Origin of the sequence: Pantoea brenneri (assembly GCF_038594305.1) — a bacterium.
In the GTDB taxonomy this organism is placed as follows: domain Bacteria; phylum Pseudomonadota; class Gammaproteobacteria; order Enterobacterales; family Enterobacteriaceae; genus Pantoea; species Pantoea brenneri.
This window is the reverse complement of record NZ_JBCGBG010000001.1, coordinates 1,142,508-1,158,855: the sequence shown is the minus strand read 5'-3', so window position 1 is coordinate 1,158,855 and position 16,348 is coordinate 1,142,508. Positions and strand designations below refer to the sequence as shown.

Genomic DNA, 16,348 nt, shown 5'->3' with positions numbered 1-16,348 from the left:
TTATCCCTCCTGCCGTGACCAGACTGAACCCGGAATGGCCACGCGCCCGTCAAACAGCAGGCGCGCAGTGCGGATCAATCCACTGTTAATCACATGTCCCGCCGCATCACGCGTCAGCATCACGCTAAACTCGCCGCTGGGATGTTCGACAATCAGACGTTGTTCAGCAGCCGCGCTGATTTTTGCCAGCCCTTCCGCCACCGAACCGGCAACCAGACAGGCCGTGGCGACACTGACCGCGCCTAACACGCCAATCGCGGCGTGACAGCGGTGAGGAATAAAGGTCCGGGTGGTGATCGAACCGTTGTCGACCGGTGCGGAGATCAGCGTCATTTTCGGCACGCTGCGCTGCGCTACGTCGCCCAGATGCATCAACCGTCCCGCCTGTAAGCGAATCGACTCCAGCCGTGCTTTCAGCACCTCATCTTTATTCAGCTGATCCGGCGTTTCGCGTCCGCTGCGCTGCAAATCGGCGGCACGGATTACCACAACCGGCATACCATTATCGATGCAGGTCACCTCAATGCCGTCAATGCTGTCGCGCGCATTACCGGTCGGCAGCAGTGCGCCGCAGCTTGATCCGGCGATGTCCTGGAAATTCAGGATTTGTTGCGCGGCGTAACCCGGCACGCCGTCAATGCGGGTATCGCCCTGATACTCAACGCAGCCCTCCGGCGTAGCGATGGCCGCTTCAGCAAGCTGGCCGGTATTGACCATATAAATGCGCACTGTTGTCAGCGCACCGGTTACCGTTACCAGCCCTTTTTCAATCGCAAACGGCCCGACTGCGGCAAGAATATTTCCGCAGTTCTGTCCGTAATCAACCACGGCTTGTTCCACGCTAACCTGAGCGAACAGGTAGTCTACGTCGGCATCCGGACGCGATGAAGGAGAGATAATCGCCACTTTACTGGTCAGTGAATCGGCACCACCGATACCGTCAATCTGTCGGGCATCAGGCGAACCCATCGCCGCCAGCAGGACGCGATCGCGCGTGGCGCTGTCCGCCGGCAGATCCGTGGCCAGAAAGCAGGCGGCTTTTGACGTTCCGCCGCGCATCAGCATGCAGGGAATCAGGGTCTGTTTCATACGCCGCTCTGCTGCAGTTGATCAAGTGAGTCAACGTAGCGCAGCCCCTTTTCAGCCAGCTGCGAACGCATCTGATAAATATCGAGGCCATACTCACCGGCAGCCAGCCGCTGACGTTTGCTCTGTTCCAGTGCTTCACGTTTCTGTGCAGCGACCGCGACCGATTCGGCCTGCAGACGCGGCACAATCACCACGCCATCATCATCCGCGACCACGATGTCTCCCGGATGGATCAGCTGCCCGGCACAGATGACCGGCACGTTAACTGAACCCAGCGTCTCTTTCACCGTGCCCTGCGCGTAAACCGCCCGTGACCAGACCGGAAACTGCATATCTCTCAGCGTCTGGCTGTCACGAATCCCGATATCCCCCACCAGCGCCACCACGCCGTGCACCTGTAAAGAGGTCGCCAGCAAATCGCCAAAATAACCATCGTGACAGGCTGAAGTCGGGGCCACCAGCAGGATGTCACCGGGCTGGCACTGCTCAACCGCCACATGAAACATCCAGTTATCGCCGGGCGAAACCAGCACGGTCACTGCGCTGCCGGCTACCGCGCAGTTCTGCTGGATGGGACGAATACCAGCGTCGAGCAGACCACTGCGTCCCTGAGCTTCATGGGTGGTCGCCACGCCGTAACGGGCAAAACCGGCCACCAGCGCGGCATCAGCACGCGCAATGTTGCGCACAACGATACCTTTTTTATTCACCAGACTCATGACAGATCCTCCGTCACCCGTGGCAACAGGCTCTGATAACCTTCAGCGTGGCTGATCACTTTCGATGAGCCGATCCCGACGTTACGTTTGGCCTGAACGCCCCGCTGCAAAGCCACCCGCGTATAGTATTCCCACAGGTGTTCCTGACCCGCCATGCACTGAATAGCCGCATATTTCTTGTCCCAGACCGCGCTGATATCAAGCAGCACGTCAGGTTTCCAGTTGCACTGCTCAGGCTGATGCGGCTCAAAGCTATAGACCGGCGGCGCGCCGATAATGGTTTCACCAGGACGATAGCCTTCGGCCTGCGCAATGATTCGCGCTTCCTGCGTCAGATGCGCAGCCAGCGGATGATCGTAGTTATAGGGATCGTTAACCGAATGCGTCAGGACGAAGTGCGGCTGCACCTGACGGAATATGTCCGCCAGCCGGAATAGCGTCTCTTTATCAGCGCGCAGCGGATAATCACCCAGATCCATAAAGCTAATAGTTGCCCCGAGAATGCGGGCAGCCGCCTCCGCCTCTTCCTGACGACTCTGCTTTACCTTCGCCTCGGTCATGTTGCCGCTGCGCCACAGCTTCGCCGATTCGCCCCGCTCGCCATAAGAGAGGCATACCACATGCACCTCATAACCCCGCGATGCATGCAGCGCAATGGCCCCCCCCGCACGCCAGACAAAATCAGCTGAATGGGCGCTGACAACTAACGCACTCTTTTTACTCATCTTTTCCATTATCTCATCCTGCCTTTGCCGTTTTTTTCATCCTGGCATGCAGCACTGCGGCTGGATAATGTCTTTCATTGCATGCGTTATGACTTTTATTTATGTTGTGATTCAGGGCTCATCGCTGGCGTAAGAAAAATGGAAAACGGCAGACAGGAATTTGACATTAAAATCATGCAAATACGCGCTTTTTGTATGATTGCGGACTGCGGCACGATTTCCGAAGCGTCGATAAATTTATTTCGTACCCAGTCGGCGATCACCCGTTCGCTGCGTGATCTGGAACACAGTTTACAGACGCCGCTGTTTGAACGGCATGCCAGCGGGATGCTGCTGACCGAGATGGGCAAATGTGCCCTGCCGCGCGCCCGGCGAGCCATTACCGAACTGCACGCGATCCCGCCGATCCTCAGCAAAATGCGGCGGCGGGATAACGGCCGTGAAGAGGCGGAACCGATCTGGTTATTTAACCTGCGACGGCTGCAAATTTTTTTAGCGCTGGACCGGCTTCATCACACTCAAAGCGTGGCGACGTTGCTGGGTATCAGTCAGCCAGCGGTGAGCGCGGCGTTGAAGGTGCTGGAAAAAGGGGCCGGGCTGCCGCTGTTTCAGCGCACGCCAAAAGGCATGATGCCAACGTCAGCGGGACAGGAGATCGCCCCGTTTATCAGCCGTGCCCTCAATGAGATACGGCATATCCCGGAAGACCTCGCCGCACAGCGCGGCATTCTGACCGGGACGGTGCATGTCGGTGCGCTCCCGCTGTGCCGCAGTAGCCTGTTACCGCTGGCGATCACCCGTCTGGTGGCGCGCTATCCCGGAATAAAAGTGGTGACCAACGAGAGCGCCTTTGATGCGCTGATTAAAGAACTGCGCGCCGGAGATATTGATTTTATTCTCGGTGCGCTGCGTCAGCATCACAGCGCGTCCGATATCCAGAACCAGCTGCTGTTCGATGAAGAACTGATTCTGCTGACGCGTCCGCAGCACCCACTGAGCGGGCGTGCCGTCAAACCGGAAGATCTGCAGCAGGTGCAATGGATCCTGCCGCGTGAGAACTCTCCTGCCCGTCATCTGCTGGACCGCGCGTTTCAGGCCGCAGCGCTGACTGCGCCTCAGCCGGTGGTAGAAAGTGGCGATCTGGCGATAGTGCGCGGACTGCTGCTGAATTCGGATATGGTGGCGGTGGTCTCTTCGCATCAGCTTGAATATGAGTTGCAGGCCGGAATCCTGACGCCGCTGGCGCTGAACCTGCCCGATACCCGCCGTGAGATAGGACTGACCTTTCGTCTGGGGGCGCTGCATTCGCCTGCTACTCAGGCGCTGCTGCGCTGCATTGATGAGACGCTGACCCGGACAGCCTAAATGAAACTCATAGCGATAAGGATGTCACCCGTTACCCGTGCAGGCCCGGCCTGCCTTACCACAGCCGTTTGGTCCCGCAATGACAATGCCAGACGCATCACACTATAAAGCTAACTCATATCGCTAAAAGCCTTTTTTGACAGACACCGTCAGGTGCCCCGCTTACCGTGTTATCGGATTGTTACCTTTCTCTCACCACAACGACGGCTGCCGCTGGTAGCAAAGCAGAGAGCGTACCCGATGACAGCGAATAACCTGATTAATGTAAAACAGTGGATTGATGCACGCCCGGTCTCTTCTTTCCAATGGCGCGTACTGGTGCTGTGTCTGATCATCATTATGTTTGATGGTTACGATGCAGCCGTAATGGGCTTTATCGCGCCGGCGCTGATCGAACACTGGGGCATCAGCCGCTCAGCGATGGGCCCGATCCTCGGCGCGGCCATGGCGGGCGTGGCGCTCGGCGCGCTGATCGCCGGTCCGATGTCCGATCGGATTGGCCGCAAGCGGGTCATTCTGGTGTCAGTACTGATCTTCTCAGCCTTCAGCCTCGCCTGTGCTTTCGCCGCTTCGCCGACACAAATGGCATTATTACGCTTTATCGCCGGTCTGGGGCTGGGCGCGGTAATGCCAAACTGCGTGACGCTGCTGTCTGAATACATGCCCGAGCGCCGCAAAGGCATCATGATTACCCTGATGTTCAGCGGATTTAATATCGGCTCGGGACTGGGTGGATTCATTGCCGCCGGGCTGCTGGCACGCTTTAACTGGTCTGCGGTCCTGGTGTTTGGTGGCGCGCTTCCCCTGCTGCTGCTGCCGGTGATTGCCTGGCTGTTACCGGAATCGGTGCTTAACCTGGTGGTGCGTAAAGCGCCACGCGCAATCATCGCCTCGCTGCTGAATAAAATGGGCGGTGATTTTAGCCCGGATACGGCGTTTATCCTGAGTTCGCCTGGCGTAAAGCGCAACAGCACCATTGCAGAGCTGTTTCGCCACGGCTTCGCCCGCGGTACCGTAATCCTCTGGCTGACCTATTTCATGGGGCTGTTCGTTATTTATCTGCTGAACGGCTGGCTGCCTACCATTATGCGTTCAGGCGGCATTTCTCTTGAGCAGGCGGCGATTGTCGCCGGACTGTTCCAGCTGGGCGGACCGGTCGGCGGCATCATCGTTGGCGGCTTAATGGATAAGCTGCACGCCAGATGGGTGATTGGCGTGGTCTATTTAATCGGCTGTGCCTGTTTGATCACCCAGGGTTTGCTTGGGCTGAGCGGCGTGTGGTTGGGTGTGATTATTTTTATCACCGGCATGTGCATCAACGGTGCGCAGAACGGACTTCAGGTCTATTCGCCGGCCTACTATCCGACCGAGATCCGCGCAACCGGCGTCAGCTGGATGCATGGCATCGGCCGGATGGGCGCCATTCTGAGTTCGTCTTTAGGTGGCGTGCTGATGGGCGTGTTCCCGGCACAGTCGGCTATTTTCTACATTCTTGCCCTGCCGGCGCTACTGGCGGCGGTCAGTATTATTTTACACCGCAATGTCGAACTTACCCTGAAGGTTAAAGGAGCGGAACTCGGCGATATTCCTGCCTTATCGCAAAATCTGAACAACCGATAGCGGCGTAAGCAGGCTGACATCGGTTTTTCTCCCCCTGAAATAGCGCGGCAACCTTTATAGCACACTCAGCCCGGCCAGCGCTGTTGCGGGAACAGCGAGACGCGAATGTTAAACAGGTGAACCAGCGGAGCTACCGCCGCACTCTCCTGCAGCGCAATCTTCTCCAGCCGGAGCAGCAGCTGATCCAGCTCCTCCAGCAGATCCTGATGCGGCAGCAGCTGAAGCGACTTCATTTTACGCTTCAGATAGAGACCCAGTTCGTGGAACATCTGGCCGCTGTCGATGCGGTGCGCCTCCAGCACCTCCCGATAGCGGGCATAAAAGTCATAGCAGTTAGCGCCGAGCCAGGTTTCACTGATCAGATAGCCACCGACCACGATATCCGGCACCGGATCGAGCCGTTTACGCGGCAGAATAATGTTCACCCGGTCCAGCATGCGCGCAATAAACTGCTGGCGTGATAACAGCGTGGCGGAATTGCGTTCGACCTTTTTAATAAAGCTCAGCAGGTCGCGCAGCCCCCGCAGCACCGCCCTGCGGGCAATCCACGAGGGACGCTTATTGCGGATCAGCGCCGTCAGCACCACCGCAAACATGATCCCCACCAGCGACGAGATTGCGGCGTTCAGGGTGACGATCAGATCGGGCACATAGTGGTGACTCAGCCCGATAAAGCCTGGAATCTGGATCGCCACACTCAGACCTATCAGATTGGTGGTCGGATTGGCAATCACCAGGCTCAGCAGCATCAGCCCCGGCAGCAGGCAGATCATTAACGCCTGCAGGGTGTTGGCCTGCGGGATCAGAAACGCGATATAAAACAGGCTGACCACCAGCGCAATCATCACCCCTTTAACGAACAGCTTCATCGGCGTAACCGGCGAATCCACCCCGGCAAAAAACGAACTGATAATCGCCGCCATCAGCGGTGCATTGGCCCCATCGGCCCAGCCGCTGCCAATCCAGAACAGACTGGAAAGAAAGGTCGCCAGAAAGGCCGTCAGCACCGACAGGCTCAGCAGTCCGTTATCAATGTGGCGATGCTCGCGGATGTTCCTGATCGCCGCCCCGTCGCCATGACTGTAGAGATCGCCGGCTCGGGCGCTGACGTTCTGATACGCATCGGCGATACGGACAAAGTTAGCCAGCCGCTCCAGTAAGCCAATCAGCAGCAGGCTCTCTTCAGTAGCCAGCTTTCCCGCCTGCCAGTCCGCTTCCAGCGTCGCCTGACCCGCAGCGATGGCGTTACGCAATCCTTCGATATCGTTAACCCGATCATGATTGAGCCACAGCAGAAATTGCTGGAACACCGAGGTGACACACAGCGGAAAGCGTATATTCAGTTCTGCCAGCACCCCAAGCCGCGATTCAATCGCCGTCAGCGTCGGCAGCAGGTAGGTCAGATGCTGATACTGCACGCTGACCAGACGGATCACATTGCGCGCCGCTTCCCCTTCATAAACACAGTGCGTCAGCAGCGTTTCGACATTCAGCGGATAGCCCGCCATCTGGATCAGAATATCTTCCCGCTCGAGGGACTTGTTGTTCGCCATGCCGCTGACCAGCTCATTACACAATTTACGCGCATTCTGAAACCAGCGGTCGACGCTCTGCCCGAGCAGATGGTGCATCGATACCGGAAAAACCAGCCGGTGTACCAGCGTGCTGCACAAAATGCCAAGGGTGATCTCCTCGATACGCGAAATCACCGTATTAGTAATCGCCGACGGCGTGTTCACCTCCGGAAAACCCATGATCGCCGCGCTATAGCCTGCCAGCATGAAGACGTAGCTTTTGGGCGTGCGGTCATGCAGCGACAGATAGAGGCAAAACGTCACCCACAGCGAGACGCACAGGCTGAACAGCAGTGGCGACTGCACCGTTTCCGGATAGATCAGCAGGATAAACACCCCTCCCAGCACGGTTCCTATCAGACGGAACAGCGATTTCGAGACGGTTGAGGCGGCATAAAGCTGGGATGTGACAAAAACGGTGGTCAGCGCCCAGGCAGGTTTTTCAAAGTTAAGGATCAGAGCAACTGATAACGCGATAAACGCGGCCAGGGAGGTTTTGCAGGCAAACAAAACCGCGTTTTTGGTAAACCATTTCATCGAATGAGAGGACCGAAATACTTCTGTGGCGCGTATCCTGACAGAAGCGTCAGCGTTTTACTCTCAGTTAAATTATACAAATTATTACCGGCCATCCCTGACCGGTTCAGGCTGCGGCTGACCGGGCCGGCAGCGTCAGATTTGGCTCAGCGACGGGTCAGCGCCAGACGGATCCCCAGGCCGATAAAGGTGGCGCCGACCAGCCGATCCAGCACTTTCTGTAACCTCTTATTGTTCGCCACCGCGCCTGCGGCCCCACCCGCCAGCAGCGCAAACATCACGTCGGTCATCAGGCCGATCAGCGCATAGGTCATCCCCAGCAGCAGGAAGGCGCTGGCGTGATACTGACTGCCGATCACCACAAACTGCGGGAAGAAGGCGATAAAAAACAGCAGCACTTTGGGATTGGTGATTGAGGTGATGAAACCGCGCAGCAGCAGTAAGCGGGTGCCGGTCAGTGCGCGCGGCGGCGGCGCGGTCTCCGCTGCTGCGGATGCGATAAAGGTTGACCCGATCATTCTGGCTCCAAGGTAGATCAGGTATGCCGCCCCGAGATACTTAATCAGCGTGAACAGCAGCGGCGAGGCGGCAATCAGCCCGAGCGCACTGGCAACGGCATGGGTACAACTGCCCAGCGCAACCCCGGCGGCTGACAGGATACCGGCACGTCGTCCCCTGGCAACGCTTTGTCCCACCACATAGGCCAGATCGGGACCCGGCGTAATACAAAGCAGCACAACGGAAGCAACAAACAGCGGGAAATGCACGATATCGGACATCACGGCTCCTGACCTTTATTCGGGGTTAATGAGTGATTAACCTAACAGCCGACCGCGTTTTTTTAAACCCCGTCGCTCAGCGGTTGCCGCACCAGTGCCCGCTGTTGATCCAGTAAAAACGGACGCAGATAGCCTACGGTGTTCGACAGCAGGATCACCTCATCGGCCAGTTTCAGCCGCAGGACGTCGCTCAGCCAGGCTTTGCGCTCGGTCATCCGCTGCCAGACCGCCGGGAATTCAGCCGCCAGTTGGGCACGCAACGCCGCATCCGCCAGACCGACGGTGTCCTCAATACTGCATCCGCCGTAGCCGGCTACCGAAGGAATAATGTCGATCTGCAACAGCATGCCGCTTTTCAGGGGGATGGCTGAATCGGGCCAGATCGGCGAACTTAGCCACTCTTCGTCAGCCACCAGATGCCCCGGATTAAGGTGCCAGCCATACTGCGCTTTGGGTAATACCGTCTCGATTAACGCATACAGTTCGCCACCGGTGATGCCGATGCGTAACTGCTCCAGCCAGCTGACCACCGCGTGATAATACGGGATCGCCAGCCGGGGCAGCCAGTCTGAAACGTGACAGGGTAACTCAGACGCCTGACTGACTACATAAGCAGCGCGGCTGCTTAACCCGCCTTTATAGCCAACGGTTAATGACAGCTTATCGCCGACCTTAATCGTTTTGTCGCTGGGATAAAGCTGTGCCTTAGCAAAGCGATCGCCGGTGGCGGCAATGGTCATCACGCTATTTGGCTGGCCGGCGGCATTAAGACGTGCGCCCATGTGCTTCTCGCTTACGCCTGCCGTCACGCTGTTCAGCGCCGCCAGCATGGCGGTTGAGGCACGATTCGCTCCCGCCTCGTAAAATGCCACCTCATCGGCGCTGTTAATGCAGCGAGCTCCCTCATCGGGTGAGATAAACAGCCCGGTGGCATTCACCAGCTGCGAGACGCCACCTGCCGCATCGGCCGCCGCCGCGCAGATAAACTGCGGCAGATCAAACAGGGTCTGCTGTGCGCGGCTGAACAACTTCCAGCCCACCAGCCCGGTGCGCGTCCCCGCGACGATCCCCGCCTGGCTCAGCAGCCGGGACAGCGATGTCTCACCACTCATCGGCTGATTAGGCAGCGAAAAGAGTGCCGCGTGCAGACATCTGCCGGGATTACGGGCAAAGGGCACCAGCTTGAGGTTTTCGTTGCCCATGATGTAGGCCAGTTCGCCCTGCTGATTAACCACCAGCAGCGCCTCTTCGAAGCGCGGAATAAAGCCCGCCAGATACTCAAAGTTACTGCCGTGCTCTTTATCCGCATAGATGATCAGCTGCGCAATCTGATGCTGTTTCATGCGCTGAACAATCGCCGCCAGCCGGTGATGCAGGGTTTCATCCGCCATCACGTGACTGGCCACGCCGGGAAAAGTGGGTGGCGACGGGATCGATTCCAGTGCGTAGCGAGCGCGATTCATAACAGACTCCGGTTAAACAGGAAAACAGCAGTCTGGCCGTTGCCGGGCCAGTCTGTTGCTGCCTGCCTCAATCTTTCTGCCGTAACCGCTCCAGCATAATCAGTGAATGACTGAAAATGGCATCGGCAATGTGCTGCGGAAATCCAGCGGGCAACGCATCACGCACCGCGATAACCGCTGGTGGAAAAGCGCGGATAAAGAAGTCGAAGATCTGTTGCAGGCTACCGCTATCAAAATTGACGCTTTTTGCAGTGGCGAAGAAATGACGCGGGAATATCTTATCGATTTCGGTTTTTTTGCCTTTACTGGCCCGCAGCCCCATCGCCAGCTTCAGCGCCCGCTTATTCAGGCCGGTGCCGCCCAGTACCGGATAGGCGGAAATCACATCGTAGAAGGGGGTCAGCCGGAAGCTGCCGCCGCGCTCAATAAACAGCGAGAAGTTCTTGGCGTGGCCGTCAGTCGCCCCAATCAGCCACTGAAACACCTGGAACATCATGAAGTGATAACGATCCTCTATTGCGTTACTCGATCCCATCAGCAACTGCATAATCTCCGCAATGCCCGGCCCGCCGTCAGACTCATATTTCGTCGATGACGGCAGCCCCAGCGCCTGACAGAAATCCTCCTGTGGCAGACGAATAAGCCGGCTTCTGTCGCGTGACCAGCGCCGGTCGAAGCGCTCGACGGCCAGCGCACGCATCGCGCCGGCGCGGATAAGGGTTGCTTCAGGCACCTTCATTCCCAGCGCTCTGGCCAGCGCCAGACAGAGATACTCATTTTCAACGCTTTCCCGCATGTCCAGCGTCGCCGTCGGCTGCTTAATTTCCCCGATCGGCAGTTTGATAATGTGTGATGTTGGCGTGGCTCCCGCAGGAATGCTCCAGCCCTGTTCAGTGTGCAGCAGCGCCGTTTTCTCCTGCGCGCCCGCCACCGAAATACGAAAGTCGGTCTCTTCACGCAGCATCCCGAGCGGAATGTCGGACTGATAGGCTGACAGCACGCTTTCCAGACGCGCCTCGTCCAGCAGCTCATAGCGCACCTGTAACGGCGGCAGCGGCATCTCAGGCGGCAACAGCATGGTCGCACCGACGCTGTCACGTCCCACTTCCTGCAACAGATCAAACGGCTGACGGGATTTTATCTGGTAGCGCGCCACAATCCGGTCACGAATCAACGGGCTATCCGGCAACAGATTATCGAAAAAGTTAATTACCGCGTGGGAGGTGATGGCCGGAACCTGCAACGGCATCGAGAGTGACAGCGGCCTGGCGAGCGGATTGCTCAGCCACGCTTTGTCGTACTGAAATTCGTGCGCACCGTTGCGCTGACGGGTCAGCACGCCGACCCGCTCGCCGTTCATCCACGCAATCAGCTTCTGCATTACCAGTCATCCTCGTCATTGATCGGTGGCGGTGCGGCGGCCGTTTTCTCCTGCACCTCAAGACTCAGCTCCAGCGACTGTAACAGCTTAAACAGCGTCGCCAGCGAGGTGTTGTCCGGCGCATTTTCAAAATGCGAAATGGTCGCCTGTTTCAGGCCAACCTTTTTGGCCAGCTCGCTCTGGGTCCAGCCATTACGCTGACGGATAAGTTTCAGCCGGTTAGCCAGCTGCAGCGGACTGTATATCATGGTCTCTGTTCCTCCGGGGTCGGCAGACGATCAGCATAGCGCATTCCGATTATCCCCGAAAGAGGATAATCGATGCATTATACCCTGCCGGGGATAAATAACTATTTATACCTTTCAAGGGATAAATGATCTATTATCCCTTTACGCGGATATTCAACCTTGTGGCGTCGCATAACAGGAGAAAAATCATGAGATTAAGCGCGGGTTTTACCGTGACGGAGCAGCCAGAGGACAAAGACCGGGAGGCGTTATTTGCCGGGCTCGGCAGTTACAACCGGCAGTTTATCGGCAGTGAAAACCGGGGACCGCTGGCGGTATTTGATCATGACGCAGACGGTAAGTTGCGGGGTGGCGTAATGGCCTCGCGTAAGGGGAACTGGCTCTGTATCGATTATCTGTGGGTGGACGGTACGCTGCGCGGCACCGGTCTGGGCAGTGCCTTACTGCTGGCAGCAGAACAGCAGGCGATAGCTTACGGCTGTCAGCAGGCGCTGGTGGATACCTTCAGTTTTCAGGCGCTGCCGTTTTATCTGAAACAGGGTTATCAACAGCAGATGTCCCTGCCCGACTTTCCGCAAACCGGTATGCAGCGTTACTACCTGACCAAAACGCTGAAGGGCTAAAGGTCACGACGCTGAGGTGGCTGTACGGACCTGCGCGTCGTGACAGGGTCACAGACCGGCGATGCGACGCAAATCTGCTTCGGCACCAGGAGCCACCGCCAGCACCTGCGCCCCTTTGGTGATGCGATCGCCGTCGGTGTTAAACGGATGTACCCAACCGCCCGCCTCCTTCACCAGACAGTAACCGGCCAGACAATCCCAGGCGTGCATATAAGGTTCGTAGTAACCGACGACCCGGCCGGCCGCCACCCACGCCAGCATCAGTGCGCCTGAGCCGATGCGGATAAAGTTACCGCCGGCTGCCAGCAAGGCCGCCACAATCTCGCCAACCTGCTGCGGACTGACGTAGCTGTTGGCACCAAAGCCGGTCACGTGATTCTGCAGGGTGCGCGCCGGATCGACCTGCAAGCGTCGGCCATTAAGGGTAGCGCCCTCACCCAGCGCTGCCACATAGCACTCCTCAAAGGTTGGCGCAAAAATTACCCCGATGACCGGCACGTCGCCGCGCAGTACGGCAACCGATACGCACCAGTTTGGCATGCCGTTGAGAAACGGACTGGTGCCATCAATCGGATCGACCACCCAGGTGTAGGCGCTCCGGCCCGGCTGCAGGCCGCTCTCCTCACCGAGAAAGCCATCATCAGGGAACGCTTCACGGATGCGGTCGGCGATCGTCTGTTCTACTTCGCGATCGGCAATCGACACCACATCCTGCAGATCATATTTGGTTTCCACCACCAGCGTGTCGCGGCGGGAAAAGTAAGATAAGGCCGTGGCACCGCCAGCGCGGGCGACAGCTTCAGCCAGCGCCAGACGCGACATCATTTCATCGTGCAGTTCCATTGAGACTCCTTGCGGTTAAGCAGTTTAGCGGGCAATCAGGGCCAGACCCTGCGGCTTGAAGTTAACGCCGACCCGGGCGGCCAGCGGCAGACGCTGTTCCATGTGGGGATCGATGATGAACAGCGATCCCAGTTCGGTAGTCACTTCATATTCGATATGGTCACCCAGCCAGGTGCTGTGAATAATCTCACCCTGCAGGGCACCCTGACCGTCGCCAGACAGGGTGATAAACTGCGGCCGCACCGCCAGCTGTCCGCTGCCGGTTTTCGCTCCATCGCCACGCACCCGGAAGCGCTGGTTACCGACGCGGATCAGCGCCTCACCGCCTTCGGCCTGCTCAACGTCGCACGGCAGAATATTGGCTTCGCCCATAAAGTCGGCGATAAACACCGAATTGGGCGAATGGTAAAGCGTTTCCGGCGCGCCCTGCTGCGCAATATCCCCCTCTTTCATGACAATAATTTTATCGGAGACCGCCAGCGCCTCTTCCTGGTCGTGCGTCACATAGACTGCGGTAAAACCCAGCCGCTGTTGCAGATCGCGAATATCCGTCCGCACCCGTCGCCGTAAACGTTCGTCCAGATTCGACAACGGCTCATCCAGCAGCAACACCTGTGGTTCCAGCACCAGCGCGCGAGCGACCGCAATACGCTGCTGCTGTCCACCGGAAAGTTCAGACGGCAGCCGCTCGCCCTGGCTTTCCAGCCCGACCAGCCTCAACCCTTCCCGCGCCCGATCCAGCGCCTCCCGTTTGTTCATCCCCGACGACAGCAGCCCATACAGGATATTGTCGAGAGCATTCATATGGGGAAACAGCGCGTATGACTGAAACACCATCGCCACGTCGCGCTCATTGGCCGGCAGATGAGTGACATCTTTACCGCCGATCAGAATGCGGCCAGCAGTAGGATGCTCCAGCCCGGCCAGCAGGCGCAGCGTGGTGGTTTTGCCGCAGCCGGAGGGACCGAGCAGCGTCACCAGCGTGCCAGGCTCGACGGTTAACGACAGATCCGGCAGCGCCGTAAAACCGGCAAAGCGTTTAGCAACATGTTCAAACACGACCGATCCCGCGTTGATGGGGGTCATACGGCTCTCTCCTGAGTCAGAGTGGCGACAGCAGCGGCCGCGGCCGCTGGTTGAGTAACACGGCGCAGGCGGCGTTCACCCACCAGCAGCTGGAACAGACCGATAATGGCTAACATCACCACGATCAGTACCGACGAGTAGGCAATCGCGACGCCATACTCACCGTTCTCCACCAGCCCGACGATGTAAGACGTCGCCATGTTGTATTGCGCGCTGACCAGAAAAATCACCGCACTGATTGAGGTAATAGCGCGCACAAAGGCGTAGACCAGCGCGGCGCTGATCGCCGGTTTGAGCAGCGGCAGCACCACTTTACGTAAGGTGCGGAAACTGTTGGCACCGAGGGTCAGTGAAGCTTCATCCAGACTCTTATCAAGCTGGCTCATCGCCGCAATACCGCCACGCACTCCGACCGGCATATTGCGGAACACAAAGCAGGCGATCAGGATCATCGCGGTGCCGGTGATCTCCAGCGGCGGCAGGTTATACGCCATCACGTAGCTCACGCCGATCACGGTGCCCGGAATGGCGAAACTCAGCATCAGCATGAACTCAAAGGTCTGCCGTCCGGCAAATTTCTGCCGCACAATCAGCCAGGCGGTCAGCAGGCCAACCACCGCAGTCAGCGGCGCGGCAATCAGGGCGATCTCCAGCGTGGTCCAGAAAGAGTTCCAGGCGACGCCGCTCCACACCAGCTGTCCCTGATTCAGGCTGACGCTAAAGGCGCGGATATAGTGGTCGAGCGTCAGCGCGTTATTCAGCCCCCACGACTGCACAAAGCCGCCAATCATGATCATGCCGTAGATCACCAGGGTAAACAGTCCCCACGGGATCACCAGGCCATAAACGCTGTAGCGCACCGGACGCGGCAGCTGCACGTGACGACCGCCGTCGCCTTTGCCGGTTACCGTGGCGAAGCTTTTGCCCGACAGCCAGACCCGCTGCAGCAGAAACGCCGCCAGCGTGAAGCCCAGCAGGATCATCGCCAGCACCGCCGCACGGCTTGGATCGTTCTGCGCGCCGACCACCGAGAAGAAGATTTCGGTCGACAGCACGCCGTGACTGCCGCCCAGCACCATCGGGTTGCCGAAGTCCGCCATGCTTTCGATAAAGCTGATCAGAAAGGCGTTAGCCAGTCCGGGTGCCATCAGCGGCAGGGAGATACGCGAGAAAGTACGCCAGCGGCTGGCGCGCAGGGTCTGAGACGCCTCTTCCAGCGACGGGCTGACGCCTTCAACCACCCCAATCAGCACCAGAAACGCAATCGGCGTAAAAGAGAGCACCTGGGCGATCCAGATGCCGGTCAGGCCATACAGCCAGCGGCCCGGCTCGACGCCAAACAGCGTCGCCAGCGAGGTGGTGATCACGCCAGAACGGCCAAACAGCAGAATCAGCGCCAGCCCGATAACAAACGGCGGCGTAATGATTGGCAGGATAGTCAGCATCCGCAGCGCTTTTTTGCACGGCAGCGAGGTGCGGGTCGCCGCCAGCGCAAACGCCAGTCCCAGCAGCGTCGAGCCGCTGGCGGTCATCAGCGCCAGTCCCAGCGTGCGCCACGCCGTCCCGCAGGTGCCGCCGGTCACACAGGCGACGCTCCAGATAGCCGGGTCCTGCAGATTGGCGATCAGGCCATCCGGCTTAAAGCTGCCATCGATGTCCTGCACCGAGGCGACAAACAGGCTCAGTACCGGATAGAGCACAAAAGTGGTCACCAGCGCTACCAGCAGTACGATCGCCGACACCACAAACGCATCGCCTTTCAGCACGCCGCGTTCGGCCAGCGCAAAGGAAAAAATCAGCAGGAAAACCGTCAGCAGCAGTAACGCGCCCGCGCCCATCGCCGGCTGGCCCAGCGCGAGCGGGCCGGCCAGGTTCTCCAGCCACCGCCAGTTCCAGCCGCTAAACCCGATGGCATGCCCTTCCAGCACCAGGAACAGAGTGCCGCAGACGCTGAGCAGCAGCAGCAGGCCGCTACGGATACGCCCCGGCGGCAGGAAGAGGCAGGCGGCAGAAGCGAGCCACAGCGCTACGGCGACAGTCAGCCAGCCATGCTGCATCAGTTGCCACAGTGCTGGCGCGCTATTCTCATCCTGCCATAAGCTGATCAGCCAGTGGCCAGAGAAGAACCCCTGCTCCAGGCTGTACCAGGGCAACACCATCAGGGCCAGCGCGCCGGCAACTAACGCGCCGGTTAAGCGGCGATTGTGCGCATTCATGAATCACCTCGATCTGCTGCGGACACCAGGCTTGCGCCACCGCGTTTCAGCATAGACCCGGCATCACTGCGCCGGACGGA

At 58.5% G+C, this 16,348-nt stretch carries 14 protein-coding genes; 3 read left to right on the top strand and 11 right to left on the bottom strand.

Annotation, left to right across the window (positions count from 1 at the left end):
- From AABB92_RS05345 to AABB92_RS05335, 3 genes are read right to left on the bottom strand one after another with little or no spacing between them, the layout of a single operon-like run.
- The gene (locus AABB92_RS05345) at nt 1-1,089 is read right to left on the bottom strand and encodes a 4-oxalomesaconate tautomerase (protein ID WP_031376890.1); all 1,089 of its coding nucleotides are present in this window, start codon (nt 1,087-1,089) and stop codon (nt 1-3) included.
- Entirely contained in the window at nt 1,086-1,808 is a 723-nt protein-coding gene (locus AABB92_RS05340) for a 4-carboxy-4-hydroxy-2-oxoadipate aldolase/oxaloacetate decarboxylase (RefSeq protein WP_031376889.1), read from the bottom strand. Before AABB92_RS05340 ends, AABB92_RS05345 begins: the two co-directional genes overlap by 4 nt.
- Nucleotides 1,805-2,542 (bottom strand): PIG-L deacetylase family protein, encoded by a 738-nt coding sequence (locus AABB92_RS05335; protein ID WP_046288314.1) that lies wholly within the window; start codon nt 2,540-2,542, stop codon nt 1,805-1,807. The genes AABB92_RS05340 and AABB92_RS05335 overlap by 4 nt, the downstream gene beginning before the upstream one ends.
- Nucleotides 2,543-2,671: 129 nt before the next feature.
- Here AABB92_RS05335 and AABB92_RS05330 point away from each other — a divergent pair, with 129 nt between their 5' ends.
- A complete protein-coding gene (locus AABB92_RS05330; protein ID WP_031376888.1) occupies nt 2,672-3,898 on the top strand; it encodes a LysR family transcriptional regulator in 1,227 nt (408 codons plus the stop codon).
- Nucleotides 3,899-4,138: 240 nt separating this feature from the next.
- A complete protein-coding gene (locus AABB92_RS05325; RefSeq protein ID WP_031376887.1) occupies nt 4,139-5,518 on the top strand; it encodes an MFS transporter in 1,380 nt (459 codons plus the stop codon).
- A 65-nt stretch (nt 5,519-5,583) separates the two neighbouring features.
- Here AABB92_RS05325 and AABB92_RS05320 read toward each other — a convergent pair whose 3' ends face one another.
- The 5 genes from AABB92_RS05320 to hipB form a co-directional block, all read right to left on the bottom strand.
- Entirely contained in the window at nt 5,584-7,629 is a 2,046-nt protein-coding gene (locus AABB92_RS05320; RefSeq protein WP_031376886.1) for an FUSC family protein, read from the bottom strand.
- A gap of 146 nt (nt 7,630-7,775) precedes the next feature.
- Nucleotides 7,776-8,408: a LysE family translocator gene (locus AABB92_RS05315; protein ID WP_031376885.1), complete on the bottom strand. Its 633-nt coding sequence runs from the start codon at nt 8,406-8,408 to the stop codon at nt 7,776-7,778.
- A gap of 62 nt (nt 8,409-8,470) precedes the next feature.
- A complete protein-coding gene (locus tag AABB92_RS05310) occupies nt 8,471-9,871 on the bottom strand; it encodes a M24 family metallopeptidase (RefSeq protein ID WP_031376884.1) in 1,401 nt (466 codons plus the stop codon).
- Nucleotides 9,872-9,938: 67 nt separating this feature from the next.
- Nucleotides 9,939-11,252 carry a type II toxin-antitoxin system HipA family toxin gene (locus tag AABB92_RS05305; protein ID WP_031376883.1) on the bottom strand — a complete coding sequence of 438 codons (1,314 nt, stop codon included), beginning with the start codon at nt 11,250-11,252 and terminating at the stop codon, nt 9,939-9,941.
- Nucleotides 11,252-11,500, bottom strand: coding sequence for a type II toxin-antitoxin system antitoxin HipB (gene hipB / locus AABB92_RS05300; RefSeq protein WP_031376882.1), 249 nt, complete (start codon nt 11,498-11,500; stop codon nt 11,252-11,254). The genes AABB92_RS05305 and hipB overlap by 1 nt, the downstream gene beginning before the upstream one ends.
- Nucleotides 11,501-11,688: 188 nt before the next feature.
- On the opposite strand from hipB, the gene AABB92_RS05295 reads away from it, so the two are divergent.
- A complete protein-coding gene (locus AABB92_RS05295; protein ID WP_046288313.1) occupies nt 11,689-12,123 on the top strand; it encodes a GNAT family N-acetyltransferase in 435 nt (144 codons plus the stop codon).
- Nucleotides 12,124-12,171: 48 nt separating this feature from the next.
- Here the strand turns inward: AABB92_RS05295 and AABB92_RS05290 are convergent, their stop codons facing one another.
- From AABB92_RS05290 to AABB92_RS05280, 3 genes are read right to left on the bottom strand one after another with little or no spacing between them, the layout of a single operon-like run.
- Complete coding sequence (locus AABB92_RS05290; protein WP_031376880.1) at nt 12,172-12,966, bottom strand: inositol monophosphatase family protein; 795 nt, start codon at nt 12,964-12,966, stop codon at nt 12,172-12,174.
- Nucleotides 12,967-12,990: 24 nt separating this feature from the next.
- Nucleotides 12,991-14,052: an ABC transporter ATP-binding protein gene (locus AABB92_RS05285; RefSeq protein WP_031376879.1), complete on the bottom strand. Its 1,062-nt coding sequence runs from the start codon at nt 14,050-14,052 to the stop codon at nt 12,991-12,993.
- Nucleotides 14,049-16,268 (bottom strand): ABC transporter permease, encoded by a 2,220-nt coding sequence (locus tag AABB92_RS05280; RefSeq protein WP_046288312.1) that lies wholly within the window; start codon nt 16,266-16,268, stop codon nt 14,049-14,051. Before AABB92_RS05280 ends, AABB92_RS05285 begins: the two co-directional genes overlap by 4 nt.
- Between the last annotated feature and the right edge of the window lie 80 nt (nt 16,269-16,348).